At 46.0% G+C, this 22,383-nt stretch carries 19 protein-coding genes and 1 pseudogene; 10 read left to right on the top strand and 10 right to left on the bottom strand.

The window, feature by feature from the left end:
* A pseudogene (locus NG833_RS20085) lies at nt 1-461 on the bottom strand (hypothetical protein); the annotation flags it as partial.
* A 422-nt stretch (nt 462-883) separates the two neighbouring features.
* Complete coding sequence (locus NG833_RS20090; RefSeq protein WP_254567051.1) at nt 884-1,897, bottom strand: glycoside hydrolase family 5 protein; 1,014 nt, start codon at nt 1,895-1,897, stop codon at nt 884-886.
* Between the two features lie 943 nt (nt 1,898-2,840).
* On the opposite strand from NG833_RS20090, the gene NG833_RS20095 reads away from it, so the two are divergent.
* Together NG833_RS20095 and NG833_RS20100 are read left to right on the top strand one after the other, a co-directional pair.
* Complete coding sequence (locus NG833_RS20095) at nt 2,841-3,914, top strand: glycoside hydrolase family 5 protein (protein WP_254567052.1); 1,074 nt, start codon at nt 2,841-2,843, stop codon at nt 3,912-3,914.
* A complete protein-coding gene (locus tag NG833_RS20100) occupies nt 3,911-6,103 on the top strand; it encodes a hypothetical protein (protein WP_254567053.1) in 2,193 nt (730 codons plus the stop codon). Before NG833_RS20095 ends, NG833_RS20100 begins: the two co-directional genes overlap by 4 nt.
* Nucleotides 6,104-6,149: 46 nt before the next feature.
* Here NG833_RS20100 and NG833_RS20105 read toward each other — a convergent pair whose 3' ends face one another.
* The 5 genes from NG833_RS20105 to NG833_RS20125 all read right to left on the bottom strand — a co-directional run bounded on the left by NG833_RS20105 (nt 6,150) and on the right by NG833_RS20125 (nt 11,403).
* Nucleotides 6,150-6,827 carry a PEP-CTERM sorting domain-containing protein gene (locus tag NG833_RS20105; RefSeq protein WP_254567054.1) on the bottom strand — a complete coding sequence of 226 codons (678 nt, stop codon included), beginning with the start codon at nt 6,825-6,827 and terminating at the stop codon, nt 6,150-6,152.
* A 394-nt stretch (nt 6,828-7,221) separates the two neighbouring features.
* Nucleotides 7,222-7,884: a PEP-CTERM sorting domain-containing protein gene (locus tag NG833_RS20110; protein WP_254567055.1), complete on the bottom strand. Its 663-nt coding sequence runs from the start codon at nt 7,882-7,884 to the stop codon at nt 7,222-7,224.
* Between the two features lie 214 nt (nt 7,885-8,098).
* Entirely contained in the window at nt 8,099-8,776 is a 678-nt protein-coding gene (locus NG833_RS20115; protein ID WP_254567056.1) for a PEP-CTERM sorting domain-containing protein, read from the bottom strand.
* A gap of 144 nt (nt 8,777-8,920) precedes the next feature.
* Nucleotides 8,921-9,646, bottom strand: a complete 726-nt coding sequence (locus NG833_RS20120) for a PEP-CTERM sorting domain-containing protein (RefSeq protein WP_254567057.1) — start codon at nt 9,644-9,646, stop codon at nt 8,921-8,923.
* A gap of 578 nt (nt 9,647-10,224) precedes the next feature.
* Nucleotides 10,225-11,403 (bottom strand): WecB/TagA/CpsF family glycosyltransferase, encoded by a 1,179-nt coding sequence (locus NG833_RS20125; RefSeq protein ID WP_254567058.1) that lies wholly within the window; start codon nt 11,401-11,403, stop codon nt 10,225-10,227.
* A gap of 878 nt (nt 11,404-12,281) precedes the next feature.
* Between NG833_RS20125 and NG833_RS20130 the strand changes: the two genes are divergently transcribed.
* On the top strand, nt 12,282-12,782 hold the full coding sequence (locus NG833_RS20130; protein WP_254567059.1) for a hypothetical protein: 501 nt from the start codon (nt 12,282-12,284) through the stop codon (nt 12,780-12,782).
* 20 nt (nt 12,783-12,802) lie between these two features.
* Here the strand turns inward: NG833_RS20130 and NG833_RS20135 are convergent, their stop codons facing one another.
* Entirely contained in the window at nt 12,803-12,961 is a 159-nt protein-coding gene (locus tag NG833_RS20135; protein WP_254567060.1) for a YqaE/Pmp3 family membrane protein, read from the bottom strand.
* Nucleotides 12,962-13,364: 403 nt separating this feature from the next.
* On the opposite strand from NG833_RS20135, the gene NG833_RS20140 reads away from it, so the two are divergent.
* The 3 genes from NG833_RS20140 to NG833_RS20150 all read left to right on the top strand — a co-directional run bounded on the left by NG833_RS20140 (nt 13,365) and on the right by NG833_RS20150 (nt 15,617).
* A complete protein-coding gene (locus NG833_RS20140) occupies nt 13,365-13,565 on the top strand; it encodes a hypothetical protein (RefSeq protein WP_254567061.1) in 201 nt (66 codons plus the stop codon).
* Nucleotides 13,566-13,577: 12 nt separating this feature from the next.
* Nucleotides 13,578-13,934, top strand: coding sequence for a DUF86 domain-containing protein (locus tag NG833_RS20145; RefSeq protein ID WP_254567062.1), 357 nt, complete (start codon nt 13,578-13,580; stop codon nt 13,932-13,934).
* Between the two features lie 540 nt (nt 13,935-14,474).
* Nucleotides 14,475-15,617 (top strand): methyl-accepting chemotaxis protein, encoded by a 1,143-nt coding sequence (locus NG833_RS20150; protein WP_254567063.1) that lies wholly within the window; start codon nt 14,475-14,477, stop codon nt 15,615-15,617.
* Nucleotides 15,618-15,970: 353 nt separating this feature from the next.
* On the opposite strand, the gene NG833_RS20155 is transcribed toward NG833_RS20150, so the two are convergent.
* Nucleotides 15,971-16,327: a translation initiation factor gene (locus NG833_RS20155; protein WP_254567064.1), complete on the bottom strand. Its 357-nt coding sequence runs from the start codon at nt 16,325-16,327 to the stop codon at nt 15,971-15,973.
* Between the two features lie 190 nt (nt 16,328-16,517).
* On the opposite strand from NG833_RS20155, the gene trpB reads away from it, so the two are divergent.
* The 3 genes from trpB to NG833_RS20170 all read left to right on the top strand — a co-directional run bounded on the left by trpB (nt 16,518) and on the right by NG833_RS20170 (nt 19,243).
* Complete coding sequence (gene trpB / locus NG833_RS20160) at nt 16,518-17,756, top strand: tryptophan synthase subunit beta (protein WP_254567065.1); 1,239 nt, start codon at nt 16,518-16,520, stop codon at nt 17,754-17,756.
* 14 nt (nt 17,757-17,770) lie between these two features.
* Nucleotides 17,771-18,322 carry a CAP domain-containing protein gene (locus NG833_RS20165; protein ID WP_254567066.1) on the top strand — a complete coding sequence of 184 codons (552 nt, stop codon included), beginning with the start codon at nt 17,771-17,773 and terminating at the stop codon, nt 18,320-18,322.
* Nucleotides 18,323-18,613: 291 nt separating this feature from the next.
* Entirely contained in the window at nt 18,614-19,243 is a 630-nt protein-coding gene (locus NG833_RS20170) for a ribonuclease H-like domain-containing protein (protein WP_254567067.1), read from the top strand.
* 125 nt (nt 19,244-19,368) lie between these two features.
* Here the strand turns inward: NG833_RS20170 and NG833_RS20175 are convergent, their stop codons facing one another.
* Nucleotides 19,369-20,154 (bottom strand): RNA polymerase sigma factor SigF, encoded by a 786-nt coding sequence (locus NG833_RS20175; RefSeq protein WP_254567068.1) that lies wholly within the window; start codon nt 20,152-20,154, stop codon nt 19,369-19,371.
* 463 nt (nt 20,155-20,617) lie between these two features.
* Here NG833_RS20175 and prfB point away from each other — a divergent pair.
* Nucleotides 20,618-21,740 (top strand): peptide chain release factor 2 gene (prfB, locus tag NG833_RS20180; RefSeq protein ID WP_254567069.1). Its coding sequence is split into 2 segments (ribosomal slippage): nt 20,618-20,689 and nt 20,691-21,740, totalling 1,122 coding nucleotides; the frame shifts between segments, so codons are not numbered across the junction.
* Nucleotides 21,741-22,383: the final 643 nt, after the last annotated feature.

Raw genomic sequence — 22,383 nt, forward strand, 5'->3', positions numbered from 1 at the left:
AAATGCTCATAAGTTATTCCTACAAGCCTCGGTGTTAAATCTGGGTGTTCTTCAATATATTTTAGAATGACACTCATGGCAGTAAAAAAATACAAGTCGCTCTTATTATAGCATAGTCTGTAATTTTTGGAGATGTCTAAAGATTTAATCAGCCGACCTAGCCCCAAGCTAAAATCGAAATGAGAAACAATTAAAGCTATTACCATTAGGGGAAGAAAAATCAGCCAGATCCAAGCGATGATTGGAATGGTAATTTTTTCTTCTTCTGGGGTATCTGAGTTTTGGTTCCAGAGCTTTTTAATCAAATAGAGGAAAAGAACCCAAGCCATCACAGGAAAAGCAATAGGCTGCGCCCCTAATAAATAAATGACATAGGTACTTATAAGGCCATACCAGACAAGCTGTTCTTCAAAGTTTTTAGGCTTAATAATGTCCGAACTATTGATAAAGTGTTGGATCATAAATCTAAGATAATGCCTTTATTTAAGAATTGTTCATCAGCAATACAAAATTTAGTTTTATCGATGTAATCCGAGACCGTAGAGACAGCTTATATCTTGATCGAGCCGGACTACACTTGGTTATTTTGGAGCCTCTTTTTTAATTATTAGGTTGTAAAACTTCAAGAAACTAGCCTTTTTATCTGTAATAATTTAGCAAAAAATTATAAGTAAATTTTGCTGATTCTTATGGTTTTACTGGCTATGTTTAGAGCCGATAAACTACATTTGCTTAAAAAATTTACAGCTAATCAAGAAGGGTTAAAAATTTAAACTTTTATTATTTTATCTCATTTCAAAAATAAAAACTTGGAAGCTAGTTATTAAAGTTGCGATCGCGCTAAAATTCAGAAGAATTTATCAAAAATTTGGATCAATAAATCTCACACTCTTTTTTCGGCAAGATAATCTTTTACAAAACCTCCCATATAATTTTCTCCAACTAGCAAATTCCAGTCTGAATCAAACATTTCTGGCTTCCAAGAATAATCTGCCACCCAACAGGTCCAACTCAACTGATGCTCTTCTAGCTTGCTCTTGATTGCTCTGCCATAGGTTGAAATGGTTCCACTGGTGGTTTTACTAGAACCCTTTCTAAACCCCCATTCCGTCACAAAGATGGGAATTTTATCCGCTGAATTAAACATCCACCGATCCCAATGATGTTCTTTGAGTCCCGGATATACATGAGCAACATAAACGATATTCTCCCCCTCAATTGGGTTGTCTGGAGTATCAAATAAATGCTGAGAATAGTGAGGTGCTCCCACTAAAATGATGTTTTGAGGCGCATAAGTGCGAATCAGATCCACCCAAGGTTGAGTGATACTTTTCCACTCGGCCCAACTCATATCGGTCTTATTTTCATTAAAGACTTCAAACATAATGTTTGGATAATCTTTATATTTGGCCGCGATATCCGACCAGAAAGCCCGAGTTTCTCGATCTACGTCCCTGGGATCATCGACATAGTGCCAATCGATTATACAGTAAATATTTTTTTCGACGCATTTTTCAACGGCAGGTCTGATATATCGCCGATCGTATCGTGTGGGATTGTTATTGTATCCATGTTCCCATATCGGATAGACGGGGAGTCGGATTACAGTCGGATACCAGCCATTTTCCCGGTCAGTGAGCATCTCGATGAGTTCCGTTGCTGACTTTCCCTGTCCGTCCCGATAGTCATTTAGGGCTAGATCCGGAAGTGATATCCCTCGCAAAACGACTTTATGACCATTGGGGTCCTTAATATCGATTCCTTCCACGTGCAGCCAAGGAGTGCCTTCAACGGCTTTTACGGTAGAATGAACCCATGAAAATAATCCCGCGATCAACAACACAGAGCAAAAGAAGGTAATCAGAAAAAATTTACGTTTTGAACGGCTGATCAGCATAACTCTCCTGATTTAAAATTTGCTAAAGTTTAATAAAATCGACCTCCAAATCCCATATTTGATATTTGAACCTTTTTTCAGTTGCAATGATTTTTTCTTGGCTAGAGAATATTCAAGCTCAAACATTCCAGACGATATCACCCGGACGGCCTCTGAAAGAATTGCTCATGCGATCGCCTCTTTCATCAGTGAGTCGAAATAGGGGCGCGAGGCCATATCATATGAAGCCCAGGCCAAGGCAAGGAGGATCAGGGAAGGCGTCTCCATACTCCGGCGATTTGATGGAGGATATCACCGCAGGATTTAGCGAATAACTCCCTCAAAAATTGCGGTTCAGTTACTTTTAATCGAGCAGGAAACTATTGAGATTTAGGAATTGTTCTGGAGTTGTCCTAAACGTTTGGCAGACCCGATCGCAGCAAGGGCGCGATTCAATAAAACCGCTTATGCAAGACTTGCAACAAATGTCAACTTGAAAGTTGCCATTCTGATAGTCTTTTTTGGATCCCTATTTGAGAATTCAAAATAAGCCTATTCCTACGCTTACAGCATTCGCCTCTATCTCTAGATAGATTTACGGAGGACATGGAGTTCTATGTCTGGCAGTCCCCTCAAGGTTTTAAAAATAGGGATCACCTCTGAAAATGGATTCTTCCTTTCGCGGGAATAACAGGGGCTTTTAAGGGGTGAGAATAACTAGAATGGATAGAATGGAGCAGGCTTAAATCGGTGTGGCGATCGCTTCTTTCACGGGTTAAAATAAAACTATAGCCCTAATCTGGCTCCAGTCAGGGTGACCCCAAGCCGATTGTAGTCCTACCCAATCGGGCTATAATCCTCATTAGCTTGGGCTATTCCCGGTTCTCAACCCCCCGATTTAGTATAAAATCACTCAAAACTTTCTCAAAATTTGACAATGTTTAACCCTGGGTTTAAAGGAAAGATGCGAACTTCTATTTTAGTCGGTACGGCGATCGCATTGGCAGCATCAGCCACTGTATTCGCGATCGGGTCCTTTGCTCTCGACAACCGCGATCGCTTGGCCCAAAACCGAGGCAATTTTGAAGTAAGAGATAGTAAAATTTACGCCCCAGATGGCTCAGAATTCCTGATTAAAGGAACCAATATCAACGGTCCTGATTATGGCTGGCCAGGAAATACCCCAAGCTATGTTGATTTAGTCGCTGACTGTTGGAACTTTAACACCGTCCGCGTCAATGTCCGACTCTTAGGGGGCAAAGAATCCTACGACGAAAATGGCACGATTGAAGAAATCATTGACGTTTACACAGAAAGCGGTTTAGTCACAATGATAGAAGCCCATGACCACACCGGCTCCTACTATGAAGGGGAAGATTTAGAAACCCTCAAAAATTTCTATCGTGACCTCGCCACCACCTATAAAAATAACCCTTATGTCTGGTTCAATGTCATGAATGAACCGGGAGGTCATGAGAGTAGCGCCAATATTGATAAATGGTTGAAAGTCCATCAAGAAGTCATTCAAGTGATTCGCGATGAAGTCGGCGCAGACAATATTATCGTGATTGATGGGCATTACTGGGGCCAAGATGCGGGGGAGTGGAATTCTAAATCGGTTTCTTCGGAAAAAAGTGCCATTTTAGGACAGTCTCAAAAGCTCATGAACTTTAATGGTAAACGCTATGAGAACTTAGTATTTAGCGTTCATTTCTATGACCAATGGAAATATTCCGAAACCAAAATGGCCGATTATTTAGACCGGGCTATTGATAAAAATATTCCTCTCATTATCGGAGAATATGGCGTTGAAAAAAATGCCGAATTTAAGTCTCCCGTTGAGTTTATGTTCAATACTGCCGTCCCTCGAAATATCGGGCGAATTGTCTGGGCTTGGTGGGGGGGAGATGATTTTGAATTAACCACCACGGATAATGGCGGAGGTCATCATATCGATAGCTGTGAAAATCCCACCAACTTAACTTGGCTGGGTGAGCAAGTGTGGAAAGATAATCATGGAGAATATCCCCGAAATTGAGCGCAATTAACTTACCCCTAAATAGATACCCCGGGGGTCGGAACTGGGGGATCGGTTCCCGAAAAAGTATCGCACTTTTAGCCGTTCTCCTTTTCCAAGCGATCGCCCTGACGGGTTGCAAGTCTCCCGAGGAGATTCAACCCCAGGCGGTACAAACCGAGTTTCCCTCGGGGTGGAATAACGTAGCCGTGGGCGGTGGGGGATATGTCACTGGCCTCTATCTCCATCCCCAAGTGCCTAACTTAGCATATATCCGCACGGATATGGGAGGGTTTTACCGCTGGGACCCGACTGATACCCGTTGGATACCCCTGAGCGATCGCTTTACCCGGTCCGAAAGTGGTTACTATGGCGGGGAAGCCTTAGCACTTGACCCCAACAATCCCGAGCGAGTGTATATTGCTGCGGGCAAATATTTATGGGCCGAACCGGGGACAATTTTTAAGTCCAGCGATCGCGGTCAAACTTGGGTGCAGTCGGATCTGCGCCTGCCAATGGGAGGCAACGAAGAACTGCGCGGGGCTGGAAATCGCCTGGTCGTCAGTCCCCATGACTCGAATTTGCTATTATTTGGGTCCCGACAAAATGGCTTGTGGCGGTCCATTGATGCCGGAATGACCTGGAAACCTGTCCCCGGTTTTCCCACCCCTTCTGACTCAAAAATTGGCATTTTGGCGATCGCCTTCGACCCCAACCAAACCAGCCAAATTTATGCCAGCGTTTACGGCGATCGGCTCTATGAATCCACCGATGGCGGAACCACCTGGAATCCCCTTGCCAACAGTCCCTCTCATGCCTTTAAATTAGCCGTCGCCTCCGATAGCACTCTCTATGTGACCCATGCCCAAGGCGTCAGCAAATATCTTCAGGAAAGCTGGCACGATATTACTCCCCCCAAGAACCCTTTTCGGCGCTTGCTGGGTCGCGAAACTCCCCCCTTTAATGGGTTAAGTCTTCACCCCGAAAATCCCCAAGAACTGATCGTCAGTCATGGCGAAACCACCCGAACTCAACTTTACCATTCTCCAGATGGCGGGGTAACTTGGACTGAGAAAAAATCCCAGATTAATAATACCGTTCCCTGGTGGCCCGATGATTATTTTAGTAATCATTTGTCCGCCCTGGAATTTGACCCAATTGTTCCGGGTCGAGTCTGGTTATCGGACTGGTATGGAGTTTGGCAAACGGATAATTTTAATGAAAACAAACCCGTTTGGACCAACTACACTCAAGGTCATGAACAGACAGTCACCTTTGATCTCGTCTCTCCCCCGACGGGTGCATTACTCTTGAGTGCCGTAGCCGATGTGGAAGGATTTTATCACTCCCGCTTGGATCAGATTCCGCCCCAACGCTTTGGGTCCGATCGCGGTTCTTTTCAAGAAACTTATAGCCTAGATTATGCGGCCCAGTCTCCTAAACATTTAGTTCGAGTCGGAGGCGATCGGTGGAACTCAAGGTATGGCGGGGCCACCTCTACCGATGGCGGGTTAACCTGGCAAAGATTCCGCCAATTTCCCGAAGAAATGATGCCGATGCGGGTCGCAGTTTCAGCCACCAATCCCCAGAATTTTGTGGTCACCTTCAGTGAGGATCAAGGCATCCAAACCCAAGATAATGGTCAGTCCTGGCAACCGATTCAAGGCTTACCGGATAGCATGAAAGGCCCCTGGAAATGGTCTCAACCTTTAGCGGCTGATTCGGTGAATGGCAACCGATTTTATTATTATCAAAATGGCACGGTTTACCAGAGTCAAAATGGCGGATTATCCTTTGCACCGATTCATCAAAATCTCCCCGCATCGGACTGGCATTTTCTGAAAACCATGCCGGGAGTTGAGGGAGAGGTTTGGGTCAGTTTGGACCAGGAAGGATTACATCGATCGCCCGATGGGGGACAGAGTTTTTCCAAAGTTGCTGGAGTAGAACAGGCTTATTTATTTGCCTTTGGAAAATCTGCCCCAGGAAAGGAAGTTCCGGCCTTATATTTATATGGAAAAATTGTTAATCAGCCGGAGAGTATTTTTTGGTCTCCTGATTTAGGAGAAACTTGGATTGATATTGGCGACCCGGAGATTCCCATTGGCAATCAACCCAATGGGATGGAAGCGAGTAAACAGCAGTTTGGCTTAGTGTTTGTCGGGACCAATGGTCGGGGGATTTATTATCGGGCGATCGGCGATGAATAACACTCAAGCCAAAATGCCATTTTTGCTATCATCCTTGCTTTTCTCGTTAATCAGCAGTTTGAACCGCTTGTGCGCTGAGAGTTTTTCGCCGACGTTTCATCAGGAATGCACCGACAAAACCGAGGGCAACTGCGGCTGAAGGTTCGGGAACGGGTTCGGGTTCATTGACTGGAGTTTGTCGAAGGCGTAAACCGTAATATCCTTCTTTTCCTCCAATCCGGGCTGTACCTTCACAAGTCTGAGTTTTGCAAGCGCTCAAAGGCATTCCCTCTGGGGCTTCTAAGGTCGTGCTAAACACATTGGTATATTGCGGAGGTAGTTCCGGATCGAGAATTTGTAGATATAATCCTTGGTCCGTGATTCCAAAAATAGAACGTTCAATCTCTACCGGCTCTAACGTTCCACCTAATGTCCATTGAAAGTCCGTTACAACCTCGGGTACAACGGTTGTATCGTCGGGGAGTTCGTAGAAAAGCGGATCTCGATCCGTTAAAAAGGTATCAGGTTCAGAAGCAGCAATGGTATCGAAAATCCCGTCAGCGAGGGTATATTCAATTTCCAAATCTTCCAAAAAATCAAACTCGGGCAAATTATATTGAGTTTCGTAAATTGTGGCCTTAAACGTGATGGCACTGGCTGGGGTTGCATTTAGCATTGCCATTGAACTGACAACAGCAATGGATATGACCTTCAATCCGGGAGAGTTCCAGAATAGTTTGGACATAAGGGACTCCTGTAATTTAATGAATTGGCTCGCTCTTTCATGAACGAATCAGCAAGCAAGATTGATGTACTAAAAACTTGTTGCATTCTATAAATAATATTTTATCGTGCATATTCAACATTGGGAAACAATAGATTAAAGGTTTCATGAAGATGTTTTACAACTATAATTAGGCAGCATGAATCCAGGCTTATTTAGGTAAGCCTGGGAATTTTTAAACTACTTTTTTTGCCCAATTTTGAACTCTTTAAAATAGCGGATTCGATTCAGAAGGGAACCGTGTTATAAATCCAGAGAGTTTTGCCACATCTGTACTTTTTCTCTGCTGGCTTTAACTACGACACTTTCTTGCAAACCGATACATTTTTGCTGGCTTAACCCAGCTCACCTTTTCTTAGCACTTTTTAGGGCTTTTCCCTTTTCGGTGACGGTTCCACAGCAATGTACTCACCAAACCCAGGGCGACTGTAGCTGAGGGTTCGGGAACTGGTTGAGATTCATTAATTGGAGTGTGAGTCATCCGAGAACCGTGGTAGCCTCCTTTTGCTCCATAGTCCGCAGAGGCATCACAAGTCTGAGTTTTACAAGCGCTCAAAGGCAATCCTGCTGGTGCTTCGATGATTGAAGTAAAAGTAAATAGGAAATCTGGTCCTCCATCCGGATCTAAGATCCGGAGAAACAATCCCTCATCAGTGATTCCGAACATAGAATGTTTAACCTCAAAGGGTTCTAAAGTTCCTCCCATTGTCCATTTAAACTCAGTTACCACTTCGGGAACAAGAGTCGCAGAGCTTATCATTGTCCCTGGGTCAGAATAGAGATCCGGAGATTGATCGCTAAAAAAAGTATTAGCAGGGGAAGAAATAACGGTATCAAAAATTCCATCGGCGAGGGTATATTCAATTTCCAAGTTCTCTAACAGATCATAAGCAGGGTCATAAACCTTGCCTTTAAAACTAGCTGCATTCGCCGGAGTAGCACTCACGAGTCCCATAGCGCTTGACAAGGCAGCAAAGATGACAAAGAATTGGGAACTTTTCAGGAATAGTTTAGACATAATCTTGTCCTCTTGTTTAATTAATTGGCTTTCAAATGCGAGTCTAAATAATCAAGCCCAATAAGATGGAGGAGTGGGGGCATTTTCCTCTGGGTTTATTACGAAATTTTTCAAATTATTTAGGCTTGCTATAGATCCGAATATTTAGGCAGCCCCAAATTCAGGAAACAGTTGATTGATAAGCGTAGGGCCCATGCTAAGATTACCGTTGGCTTTACGGTTTATTAGCACTTGCGAGAGGTTGTGTGCTTCCAGTTTTGCGATGACGTTTCACGAGCAATGCACCGACGAAACCAAGGGCGACTGCGGCGGAGGGTTCGGGAACAGATTCGGCTTCCGTGACTGGAGTTTGAGTGATTTGCAATCCGGCAAATCCTCCTTTTCCGCCTATATTGGCCTCCCCTTCACAAGTTTGAGTTTTACAGGCGCTTAAAGGCAATCCTTCAGGTGCTTGTAGAGTTGCCATTAGAATATTTTCGTAAGGTCCTTGACTCGGATTTAGAAACTGGAGGAATAATCCGCGATCGGTAATTCCAAAAAGAGACTTTTCAAACTCTAATGGCTCTAAACCTCCGCCCCTTGACCATTTTAAATCGGTTACCACCTCGGGAACAACGGTGGCAAGGGTCTCGGCTAAAGATGGGTCGGAATTCAAATCTGGATCTTGATCCGTGAAAAAGGTATTGCTGGGGGAAGAAATGATGGTATCGAAAATTCCATCAGCGAGAGTATATTCAATTTCCTGCTCTTCAAAAAAGAGAAAAGGAGATTGGTAAATCGTCGCTTTAAAGGTGGCACTATTCGCCGGAGTTGCACTCAGCACTCCGATTGAACTGGCAAGGGCAACGAAAATGGGAAAGAATCGGGGATTGGTCGAGAAGAGTTGAGGCATAATTTACACCATTGGTTTAATTAATCTATTGGGGCTTTTACACCCGTATGTTTGTATTGCTGAATGTAAAAGTAAATCGGAGGGGAGGATTAAGGGCGATCGCACGATTTTAATATCGGAAGTAACCGCCGGTGATCGCAGTAGTTAAACAGCGGTTTTCGCTCTTGTGTTATCACTGTTCATCTGCGGAGGGGCGATCGCAACAGGTTTGAGACTACCCGTTTTTCGGTGACGTTTCAGGAGTAATGCACCGACAAAACCAAGGGCGACTGCGGCTGAGGGTTCGGGAACGGGTTGGGATTCAGCCACGGGTATGTGAGTCATCCGAGAGTCGTGTAACCCGCCTTTACCTCCAAAGTTGGCAGATGCATCACAAGCCTGGGTTTTACAAGCGCTCAAAGGCAATCCCTCGGGTGCTTGTATAGTTGAGAGGAAAATATTCCGGTAAGTCGGAGGTTGGTTCCCATCGAAGAGTTGGAGGAATAATCCGTCCTCGGTAATTCCAAAAAGAGAAAATTGACGCACTGGCACTGACATATCCCGCTCTGTCCATACCTCAAAATCCATTTTAAAATCTGTTACGACCTCGGGGACAACAGTCGCAAGGCTCATCGCTGGGTTCGGCGCAGGACCCAAATACTCTCCATCCATGAAAAAGGTATTGGGTTCGGAAGCAAGAACGGTCTCTAAAATCCCATCGGCAAGGGTATATTCAAGTTGAAATCCCTCTAAAATGGGAAACCAAGTTTCGGAAATTGTGCCGTTAAACGTGGCTCCATGTGCTGGAGTTCCAATCAGCACGCCCATTGAACTGATAACGGCAGCGTAGAGAGCAAATAATCGGGGACGGGTGAAGAAAAATCGGCTCATAATCAGGTCCTCTTGTTTAATTTATCAGGGGGTCTTTGATGAGAAAATGTGGCTGTTTAATTGAGGGTTTTTAGAAACCCAGAGTCGCGGGATGCAGAGGCGATCGCCCGTTGATAATAGGAGAGCAAATTTTGTTTTCTCTGTAGCCCTTTCTTGTGAATTCGCCGTGGTCATCGCTTGTGCATTGCTAGTTTTGCGCTGACGATTCCGGCACAATGCACTGACAAAACCGAGAGCGACTAGCACTGAAGGTGCCAGAACCGAACGAAAATGGTCAGCCCTCAAGGAACGTTAAAAAATAGTTTGGGCATCAGAACGTCCCCTGATTTAATCACCGAATTCGCTCTTTATAAACGAGCTTTACAATGTCTCGCTCTGAAAACTGTTAAATTTTATACGTTTATTTTATCCCTAATTTTTGATTTTGAAGTGATAAAATATTAAAGCTTTGATGAAGATAATTACTTCAATTTAAAACAGCAAAACCGAGGATTGATATTAATCAATCCTCGGTTTTATTAAATGAGAAAATTAGCTATGGTTATCAATTGACGAGCAATTCAAACTCTGAAGCTGATTTAAGAGGCGATCGGAGTCATGGATGGTTTTCCATGCTTTTGCTTCTCCTCGAAAGACCGAACTTTTTGTTCTGCCTTAACCGTTTCTAGAAACCAGTCGATAGTTTCTTGCTTCACCCACCCTTTGAGAACAGCTATTTCTCCAAACTTCATGCCGGTTTGACTTTGATAGTTTAAAATCCGGTTGATTTGGTCATCATTTAACAAGGCCGCTTTTTTAAGATACTGTCCTAAGGGCTGCTGAGGATGAGCGGTTTCTAACTGGGGTAACTTTTCGGCAAAAAAGTCAACAGTTTCCGGTTTAACCCAGCCTCGGCGTGCGAGTAAGTCTCCAAACCGCAAATGCCGCTGATAGGCTTGTTCTTGCAAAATCTCTTCCACTTGTTCTGAGGAAATTAAGCCAGCTCTTTTGAGTAACTGACCGATGGGACTTTTGTATTTGTAGAGATTCAACTTTTGTTGAAACACTAACCAGAAAAAGGGGAGGTCTTCTACTAAATATCTCTTCCACAGACGTTTGGGTTCAGACATCAACCGAAAGGCCCACTCCACCCCATATTTACTCATCCATTCTGGGGATCTAGGACGGTTCCCGGCTTCAAAATCTAGGGTTGCACCAATTGCCATGAAGACTTTAATATTCGGCAACTGATTTTTATATTTGTAAATCCATTTTTCCTGTTTGGGTGCGCCGACTCCCACGGCTAAAACCGTGGCCCCGGATTTATTGATCATCTCAATAATTTTTTGACACTCGGCTTCATTTTTTTCAAACCCGTATGAAGGGGAGTGACAGCCGATTACCATGTCGCGGCCTAACTTAGCGTTAATATTTTTCTGGGCTTTATGGGCGACTCCCTCGGCTGCACCAAGGAGAAAAATTTTAGTATCTAGGTCATCTTTGAAATAGTTATAAAAAGCTGGAAATAAGTCAGAGCCAGAAATTTTTTCTCGAATCGGACTGCCCAGCCAATTGGAGACGATTTTTAAAATCTGGCTATCACAAACCCGATAATCTGCCTCTTGATAGATGTGATGAAACTCTGGATCTTTTTGGAGTTTTATTAAATGATCCACATTGGGAGTGACCACAACCCCGCCTTTCTCCTTCAGGAGAAGAAGTAACTCGTTTTGGGTTAGGTTATCGAGGGTTACATTTAAGATGTTAATTTTGTTCATTGGATCAACCTTTGGAGTAAGAAATGTGGACAAGTTTTGTGTTGAACGGATTTTTGACGAGATTTCTAAAAATTTATTTTCATCTTCCCCAGTCGGTTTAATCGCCCCTGAGCCCAACTGAAGGCGTCTGGGACCCGATTTAGAGGAACTCAATCATTCTGACCTACCTTTCAGAGGCAATCGCCGACTTCCCCTACTGTGAGTAGGTGGTATCACTTCAGACGAGCGATCGCCTAAAGATGGAACCGCACAGAGTGAAATACAGGTCCTTGCTCCAATCCGCAAGAACAGCTTTTTTCAGTTGAGTTTCCGGCCTAAAATCAGAAGAGTTGAATCAAGAGCCTATGCCTTGTTCGTTATTAAGTTTATTTTTTCATGGGATTAGCCCAAAGCACATCCCTCTCCATGAATACACTGAATGAGATTGGGGTGTCATTAAATAATTTTTATTGAGAATTCTCATTCTATTGGCATAAATATTTCACGGGTTTTAAAAATTTTATAGTTTTCATCTCTCCATCGGTAGATTTTTACCGAGTTATCATATATATATTAAATTTAATCTAACTATATAAATTAGCTTTAGTTATAAAACTTTCTCCCCTGAGTTAAATGGGTTATCCTCACGGGTACCTTAATTGAATGTGGAATTTACTTAAAGATCTTAGGACCCTGTGTCACGGTCCAGTCAAATAGACCCCTAGCATCATTCCCGCGAGATCCCCGCTTTTTTGTAAGGGGGGCCGGAGAGAGTGATGCAAGCGGTCTCATCTAGGATATTCTATAGAATAGGGTCGCTCCCGTTCGTTGTGCCTTGCGATAAAAGCAATAGGGGCGACGAATTCAACGGAAATTCAGATAGGCAAAATAAGTCAACGATGATAGATCCACAGAAAGACGAAATAGTAGCCATTCTCTCGCAAATTGAGGACCTGCAACGGGAACGGACCACCCTCGCCATCGATGAGCTTGCTTTAGAGGATGAATCCCCAGAAGCGATCGCAATGGCTTATCGACGTGCGGCGAGAGAAACGGCGGCAGTTGCGGTAGAAGTGAAAGGAATTGACGATGCGATCGCCGCACTCCACAGAAAACTGGCGCAAAAACAGAGCCAATTAAAGCACCAACCTGGAAAAAATTCGATCGCCGCCCAAGTCGAAGAGTCCAGAGAGTGCGCCAGAGTTCATGCCCAGCGGATTAATGAACTCGCCAATGAACTGAGCGAAGAAGTCAAAGCCCTCAAGGCGATCGCCGATGATATTTCTACCAGTTATTGGCAGGTTTATTACAAGCCTTTTATTACCGGATTTACCAGTATTTCAGTTCCCCATGTTCGGTCCGATGGGGATGTCTGGATGATTATCAATCGCGTGGTGTGAGCCCGAGTCTGTCGCGGCGGTTACTTTCTGAGAATCACCCAGACGGCATGAATAATCCCTGGAAAGTACCCCAAGAAAGTTAAGACGAGATTAATCCAAAAATCTCGACCCAACCCCACTTGTAAAAAAACGCCCAGGGGCGGCAGAAAAATAGCACAAATCAGGCGAATAGGATCCATTTTTTACCTCTTCTGTTAAATACAATATCAACGGATCTCGAACGGACACCGCAGAAGCACTCCCAGCGTTGTCCTCGTCCGAGCTATTTCCTATGTTAGCTGTTTCCCAAAGGATGCATCAGTGAGCACACCATCCCCGGTGTCGATCGCTCGGATTGGGGACGGACTTTAGTCTGGCGCGGGGGCAACTGCCCCTGAGTAGCAACCCCAGAGGAACCCCTCTCCTGTTTGAGGCTCTACAGGGGCAACTTTGATCGCACCTAGAGCAAAACGATGGTAGGGTAGATCCGGTACAGTGACTCGACCCTTGCAAACAGACGCTATGACTAGAGATCAACAAACAGAGCATCCCTCCGGGGCGCTTAATTATCTCAACCTGGAAAAAAAAAGGGAGGGCAAACCAATGGCTCGCTGTATTTTGGCTTGGTTCAATTTTACTCCCACTCCGTCCTGGCCAAAACGAGGAGATCTCAGGAAAATTGAACCGCTCCGGGTGGGCGATCGCGGGACTCTAGGATGGGAGGAGCCGCGCCAGGGTGGTTCAAGTTCCAATCCCTTCGGTCAACCCACCACGACATCTGCCGTTTTATTTTTTAAAGTGTAGCTGAGGTAATTTATGCTGGCACCCCGTGACCTGCAATATCTGTTGGATATTTTAATCTCGGCAAAACTCGCTTTGAACTACGTTTCTAGAAGTAGCTGGTCCAGTTTTGTAGAAGATGTTCAATTGCAAGATTCGGTGATTCGCCGATTAGAGGTGATTGGAGAGGCGGAACGTCGTTTATCCGAACGCACCCGAGTTTCTCTGTCGCGAATTCCTTTTATTATGATGCGGAATAGAATTATCCATGAATATGATAAGATAGTATTAGAAGTGGTTTGGGATACAGTGCAACAAGATTTACCCAAGCTCGTAGAATCTTTGGAAAAGGTTTTACCCGCCCAAGAACCCGAGGAACAATCCTATTACTAAACCTCGAAGAATAGCCTCTGGTTTCGGGGTTTAAAACCACTTTAATCGCGCAGTGTTCTGTTTTGTTTTTGCGATTTAACCGGGGGTCGAGCCAGTGGATGAGACCACCTCACCCCCTCCAAGCCGAGGAGTTTTGCGATCGCCATTTTTGCACCCTTAGCCCGGTTTTAAACCGGCGATCGCGCTCTCCATTCCCCCCAGCCTCAGCTCGAACCCAGGAAAAGGCAATTGTGTGTTCCTGGGATGCTCCCGCCTTCTTTTCCGTAAAACTACGGATTTCTCAACCCCAGAGCAATCCGCCATCAGGCGATCGCTTGACCCATTCCCCTCCCTTCTCCACCTCAACCCCCGGCACTCCTCCCCCTCCCCAGATTCCAAAAAACCCTCCCAGAAATGATATAATTTTCTATAAATTCTCATCACTGGGTAGAAAATAACTTCCTCCCTTCAATCGGTAGCAACTACAACAAATTCTCGGGAATTCTCAGACCTTCAAGGGTCATTACAAGTTGATCGCCTGCTAAAGAATGGAAAACTTATATGGATTCTAATCGGAAACTCAACTCGTACATTTTGCGGGTAGCGTTGCTACCTTTCGGTGGATTATTGATACTTCTGCTCTTGCTCTATTCTCACCGAGAACAAGCGCAGCAATCCTGGACCCGCCTCAAACCCATTGCCACCCAAAATTTAGGCAGCAACGAAGCCCTTTTAACCCCCACCGAGCAACAACTCGGAGCGCAAGAACTCAGAAACCTGGAAACGGGCTTAAACAACCTCCAATTAACCCTAATTCTGGGTGGATTAATCGAACTGGGGTTAATGGCTTATGCCCTATGGGCGATCGCCTCGGGAGTGAACCGGCGGGTTGAGGAAGTCGCCCAGCAAATCACCGAATCCTCAATGGATATCGCCACCACCATGACCCAACAAGAACGCATTGCCAACGATCAGGCAGCGTCGGTGAATCAAACCACCACCACCATGGATGAATTGGGCGCATCCTCCCGACAATCCGCTCAACAAGCCGAAGCTGCTGCCGCTGATGCCCGCAATGCATTAGGCTTAACCGAAGGCGGGAGCAAAGCCGTTGAACGCACCTTAGCCGATATGTCCGCTTTAAAAGCAAAAGTCGGAGAAATCGCCGAACAAATCCTCCGCTTGAGCGAACAAACCTCTCAAATTCGTAATATCTCTGGACTCGTCAGTGACTTAGCCACTCAAACCAATATGCTGGCGCTGAATGCCGCAGTAGAAGCAGTTCGAGCCGGAGAACATGGCAAAGGATTTGCCGTCGTTGCCAGTGAAATTAGAAAACTCGCCGACCAAAGTCAGAAATCCACCGAAAAGATTAATGGACTCGTTGGAGACATTCAATCGGCGATTAATTCCACGGTAATTGTCACCGATGAAGGCAGTAAAACCGTTCAAGCGAGTTTGAAAATTGCCAAAGAAACCGCTGAAGCCTTCGAGGGAGTCACCGAAGCCATTAATAACATTACCTTAAGTACCCAACAAATCTCTTTAAGCGCCAAACAGCAAGCGATCGCCATTCAGCAAGTCGTAGAAGCCATGAACTCCCTAAATAAAGTCGCCAATCAAACCGCCCAAGGCATTAGCCAAGTCAAAACCGGCACCGATCGCCTCAACAGCGTCGCTCAAAATTTGAAGCAAATTGTTTAGAACAGCTTCCCCTAAAACCGGGCCAACCGATTCCAGGCTAATGATCACAGTTAGCCCAGTTACAGGCGCTTTGTTGAGGAAGATTTACCCTTGAATGTGTAGGTTTTATAGTAGGGCTGTTTCATTCTCCGGACCCAATTAATTTTTAGGTTATTTATAAGCTTTATCTATCTGGGAATACAGCCTAATTCCCCTCCCTTGGAGGGGTGTCCCGAAGGGACGGGGTGGTCTCTTTTTCTTAGTTTTCTTAGTTTCAACTTAGGAAATAAGGCCGAAAACCCTGGGTTTGTAAAGCTTACGGTGTCGGGAAAATTTTAGAATGAAACAGCCCTAAGTTTTATGGGAAGTTAAAATCAGCCACCACTGATTTTTGCCGAGTAACCCAAACCCGTCAAAATTTCCACCACTTTTTGCTTGCAATCCCCTTGCATTTCAATCGTATTTTCCTTTACCGTTCCCCCAGTTCCGCACTTGCTTTTAAGCTGCTTTGCCAAGTCGGATAACGTTTCCGGTTTCAGTTGAAAGCCAGTAATTTCCGTAACCGTTTTACCCTTGCGCCCCTTGCGAGAGGCTTGCACTCGAATCTTTTGCTCAGAGGGCGGCAGTTCCGTAACCGGACGTTCCGTGGCGGCATTGGGTTGACTACCTGTTCCGAATTCTTGATAAGCGATGCGATTGTCCCGACCGGATTTTTTTTTAGAAGCGTCCATAAACCTTATCAAATCATAACAAACAGCAATCCATTGTAGTTTAGCCTAGGGCAAACCGCAGGGGGTTAAAAGCGGAAAAGCCAGACAAAAAGCCAGACAAAAAGCTCGACAAATGGAGGACTCCGGAATGAGCAGTGGACTCGTATAATGGAAGTCTGATTCCATTATTGTTTCATTTATTGCGATCGCCGTGACTACGACACCCAGACCCCTAACCTCTAACCCCCAACAACCGGATACCTTTGGACGCTTCGGACGCTTTGGCGGGAAATATGTCCCTGAAACCCTCATGCCTGCCCTAGCAGAACTGGAAACCGCCTATCAGCAATATCGCAACGATGCGGAATTTCAAGCTGAACTAGACTTGTTGCTACATGATTATGTCGGACGTCCTAGCCCCTTGTATTTCGCCGAACGCCTGACCCAACATTATGCTAGACCCGACGGCAGTGGTGCCCAAATTTATCTAAAACGGGAAGACCTCAACCATACCGGGGCTCATAAAATTAATAATGCGATCGCCCAGGCCCTCCTCGCCAAACGCATGGGCAAACAGCGGATTATCGCTGAAACCGGCGCGGGTCAACATGGCGTTGCAACAGCAACAGTCTGCGCCCGCTTTGGCCTAGAATGCGTCATTTATATGGGCGTTCACGATATGGAACGGCAAGCCCTGAATGTGTTTAGAATGCGCCTAATGGGGGCTGAAGTCCGCCCGGTTGCCGCTGGGACGGGCACCCTCAAAGATGCCACCTCCGAAGCGATTCGCGACTGGGTAACCAACGTGGAAACCACCCATTACATCTTGGGTTCCGTGGCCGGACCCCACCCCTATCCCATGATGGTCCGTGACTTTCATGCGGTGATTGGTCAGGAAACCCGGGCTCAATGCCTGGAAAAATGGGGCGGGTTGCCGGATATTCTCCTCGCCTGCGTCGGCGGCGGTTCCAATGCGATGGGGTTATTCCATGAATTTGTCAACGAAACCCAAATCCGCCTGATTGGGGTAGAAGCGGCAGGGGAAGGGGTGACAACGGATAAACACGCGGCCACCCTCACCCACGGCCAAATCGGGGTTTTGCATGGGGCGATGAGCTATTTACTGCAAGATGATGAAGGCCAAGTGATTGAGGCCCACTCGATTAGTGCTGGGTTGGATTATCCTGGTGTCGGTCCGGAACATAGTTATTTGAAAGACCTGGGACGGGCGGAATATTACAGTATTACGGATAAAGAAGCGTTAGAGGCGTTTCAGCGGTTATCGCAATTAGAGGGGATTATTCCAGCTTTGGAAACCTCTCATGCGATCGCCTATTTAGAAACCCTTTGTACTCAAGTTGAAGGCAGCCCTCGGATTGTGATTAATTGTTCGGGCCGGGGTGACAAAGACGTACAAACGGTGGCGAAACATCTTCTCCCCAACTCCTAAGTGGATTAAAGCTCATGAAACTCGGATTTCTCCTGGCAAAGCTGGCTCTATTCACGATGGCGACGACCGTAAGTGGTTGTCAGTTTTCTGCCTCTTTGGAATCTGGATTAGAAGATGCTGGAATTGCGTCGAGTTCTCAACCAACGACTCCGATTCCGGCAACTTCGGATTCTGAATTTAGCGAGATGGAACAACGGGTTCATGAATTGGTGAATCAATATCGGCAGGCCCAGAACCTGCCTCCGTTAACCGTAGACGCACGGATCAGTGACCAGGCCCGAAAACATAGTGAAGCGATGGCCCAGGGTAAGATGACTTTTAGTCATGATGGGTTTGATGAGCGCATCAAGGCGATCGGTCAATCCCTGTCCTATCGCAGCGCAGCGGAAAATCTCGCCTATAACATGGGCTATCGGGATCCGGTGGTCCGCGCGGTAGAGGGGTGGATTGGCAGTCCGGGTCATCAAAAGAATATGGTGGGGGGTTATGATTTGACCGGCATTGGGATTGCTAAAAATGCCAAAGGCGAGTATTATTACAGCCAAATTTTTATCAAGGGTCGGTAAGGTTCGGGTTCCTTAATTCTGAAATAGACTGGGGAACCTGAATTCCTTTAGGGGGCTGGCTTTTGATAGACAGGACTTACGCAGATTGTGAGAATTCACGCTCTGATGTAGAGGCGATTCCCGAATCGCCTCTACATCAGAGGTTTTGCTCTTTCCAAATGCGTAAGTCCTGGTGAAGTTCAAGCCATCAATGTAGGGTTGATTCGCGAATCAACCCTACATTTAGAAAAAATGCCTAAGTCCTGATAGATTGGGGGTTGGATTTACCTCAAGGAAGAGTACAGGTAGGTTATGACATTGCAAGCATTTCAAGTGGGCGACGGCGATTTAACACCGGAACAGTTGGCAGGGTATTTGTCCGCTAGTGCGATCGCGGTGGACACGGAAACAATGGGACTCTTACCCCAGCGCGATCGCCTCTGCTTGGTGCAGATTTGCGACAGTGAAGGTCACGTCACCGTCATTCGCATCCCCCGAGGCCAAAAAGAAGCCCCCCATCTGAAAGAACTCCTCGAAGCTTCCCATATCCTCAAAGTCTTTCACTTTGCCCGCTTTGATATGGCAACCTTGCTCTATCATCTCGGCATCGCCGTCCAACCTGTATTTTGTACCAAACTCGCCAGCAAACTCGCCCGCACCTACAGCCCTCGCCACGGACTCAAAGAAGTCGTCCAAGAACTCTGCAAAGTTGAACTGGATAAAAGCGCCCAAAGTTCCGATTGGGGCAATCCAGACAACCTGGAAGAAGCGCAGTTAAGTTATGCCGCCAATGATGTGCGCTATTTACTCCGAGTTCAACAGAAGTTACAAGTCATGCTAGAACGAGAGGAACGTTGGGAACTCGCCCAGCAGTGCTTCCAATGTTTGCCCGTGTTTATTTCTTTAGATTTACTGCAATATAAAGATATTTTTGAGCATTAATTGACTTCAAAATTTTCAGTAATTCTAGCCACCCTGCTGATGAAAATCGGGCAGGTTTTAGGGGATAAAAAATAATCGGGTGAAAGCCTTCTATCTTGCTTAAACCCGGTTTCTTCTCCTGTTCTTTACGATTCCGTGGGACTCGCCGAAGGTTGTAACCCACCGACTAACTGTTCAATTCCGCGTTTAATCCAGCGCGTCACGGTCATGGGACTCACGCCAATTTGCTCCGCCACCTCTTTCCGGGGAATTTCATTAAAGAACACGGACTCAATCACCGTGCGAGTCTTCTCTTCCAACTGACTGAGGGCTTGTTGGAGTTGTTGGCGTTCTTCTTCTAAACTTTGGAGGGATTGATAGTGATGATCCACCAAGGTATCACCCAAGGTCACCGGAGAATCAACCTGGACAGAGACCAAGGCATCTAAACTCAGGGGCATCCGATTTTGTGTGGCTAACTTCGTTTGCCGCCATTCTTCCACAGAAACCAGCAACTGTTCGGCAATTTCTGCATCAGTTGGGACACGCCCGAGGGATTGAGTTAATGCTTCGCGAACCCGTTCGCCTCGGGTTTGCAATTCCCGCCACCGCCGGGGAATTTTCACCGAAGACCCTTTATCCCGTAAAAAATGCAGCATTTCGCCGCGAATGTAGGGGACTGCAAACGAGCTAAAGGCACAACCTTGGCTCGGTTCAAATCGCTCGATCGCCCGAATTAAGCCCAAATAACCAATTTGTTCGAGGTCTTCGTAGGGTTCAGCACATTGATGGCTGACTCGGTGAGCTATTTTTCTAACCAAGCCAGCATTTAAGCGCACGAGTTGATTGCGAACTAGCACCGAGGGATTTTGGTGATAGGAGACTAATAGTTCCATCCCTCGGTAGTGCATAGAAGAGGATTGAGTCGCCATTTTATTTAGAGCCTCAAATAAAGGGATTCCCTGGTTCTCAGGGGCTATGGATTGGAAAATAACAAAAACTGTCTTAAGAGTTAGTTAATACATTTAACCTAGTTTTAGTATGCCTGAAGATAGAGGCAGCCACTAGAGTTGTTTTACGGAACTCCTCTGGGGGGAAATCAGGCATTTCAGCAAAAATACGGAAATTTTTTCTGATGAATGTAAAGTATGTCCAGGAGTTGTGAAGAAATGTTAAGGCCCGGTCAAATCGCCCCCTCTGGACGCTGCTGAGATCACGGGCTTCCCGGCGATCGCCCCTTAAAATCCCAGGCAAAGCGAGGAGGGGCCCGGTTCCCATCAAGACTGGGGTAAGCAGCATCGTCACCCCAAGGAAAACAATCTGCTTGGCCCAAGCTTCGCTACAATAACAATTAGTTATCTGCTTGATTGAGAAAGGAAATCCGCGACAGCCAACATGGAAGTTTTAGAAATCAAACGGGAAGTCGAACAGTTGTACGATCGCCTGGGTAAAACCCAGGACTATCTTTGACATTCCCGCCCTCACTGCCAAAATCCACGACTTAGAGCAATTAGCCGCTCAACCCGAGTTTTGGGAAAACCAGAGCACTGCATCTTCTACCCTGCAAGAACTCAACGACCTCAAATCTCATTTAGACCAATACCATCAGTGGAAAAATAGCCTAGAAGATACCAAGGCTATCTTAGAACTGCTGGAAATGGAACCCGATGAGGCACTTTGTCAGGAAGCGGAATCCACCCTCACCCAACTCGATGAAGAACTCGATCGCTGGGAATTAGAACAATTGCTCTGTGGACCCTACGACAAAAGCGGTGCGGTTTTGAGCATCAATGCCGGTGCCGGGGGTACCGATGCCCAAGATTGGACAGAAATGTTGGTGCGAATGTACACCCGCTGGGGCGAAAGTCATGGGTATAAAGTCCAATGTAGCGAAATTTCTGAGGGAGACGAAGCGGGGATTAAGTCAGCCACTCTGGAAATTGAGGGACGTTATGCTTATGGCTATTTGAAGGGAGAAAAAGGAACTCACCGACTGGTGAGAATTTCGCCCTTTAATGCCAACGGCAAACGGCAAACCAGCTTTGCGGGAGTCGAAGTCATGCCGATGTTGGATGAATCGGTAAAGTTAGAGATTCCCGAGAAAGATTTAGAAATCACCACCTCTCGTTCTGGGGGGAAAGGCGGTCAAAACGTGAATAAAGTGGAAACTGCCGTGCGGGTGGTGCATTTGCCCACGGGACTCGCGGTGCGCTGTACCCAGGAGCGATCGCAACTTCAAAACAAAGAAAAGGCCCTGGCTTTACTCAAAGCGAGATTGCTCGTGATTGCTCAAGAGCAACGCGCCCAAGAAATTGCCGAAATCCGGGGGGATATGGTAGAAGCCGCCTGGGGGAACCAGATTCGCAACTATGTCTTTCACCCTTATCAAATGGTAAAAGACCTCCGCACCGGCGTTGAAACGACGAATATTACTGACATTATGAATGGCGAATTCGACGCCTTCATCGAAGCCTATCTTCGTCAGGAAACCCAACTGGGGGATAGCAATTCTCTCTAAAACTCAGGATTGATTGATTTACTCTCCTGGAGTCAAACCTATTAAAAATTCAGAATAAAGGATTGAATTATCTGAGTTTTTAATAGGCTTTTTTTTGTGTTCTAAGTCTGTTGATCCGCCAGGACTGAGAAAATTTTACAGAAGTAACCGGATAGGATTGGGTCTTTACCTGTTTTCACCATCGGAGCGACTTCAGGGTAGGGGTAAGGGAACTCCAAAAAATAAAATACCCAAAAAACCCGCAGGCTCAAGCCTGGGGCACTTGCGGACGAAGCGGTGCCTGCGCGGGCTATAGAGAGTCTGGTTAGTTCCCTTAACCCTCGTATTAGGGGATTCCAACAAATAAATCATCCTTGCTTTGATGCGATCGCACCTAACAAGGCTCTTTTAGCCCGCGCAGGCACCGCTTTGTCCGTGTAGCCCCAGGCTTTCCTTACGGAACGCTACGCGAACAGCCTGCGGGTTTTTTGGGTATTTTATTTTTTGGAGTTCCCTTAACCCTCGTATTAGGGGATTCCAACAAATAAATCATCCTTGCTTTGATGCGATCGCACCTAACAAGGCTCTTTTAGCCCGCGCAGGCACCGCTTTGTCCGTGTAGCCCCAGGCTTGAGCCTGCGGGTTTTTTGAAGGTTTTATTTTT

This window comes from Oscillatoria sp. HE19RPO, assembly GCF_024220515.1.
GTDB lineage: Bacteria > Cyanobacteriota > Cyanobacteriia > Cyanobacteriales > Laspinemataceae > Laspinema.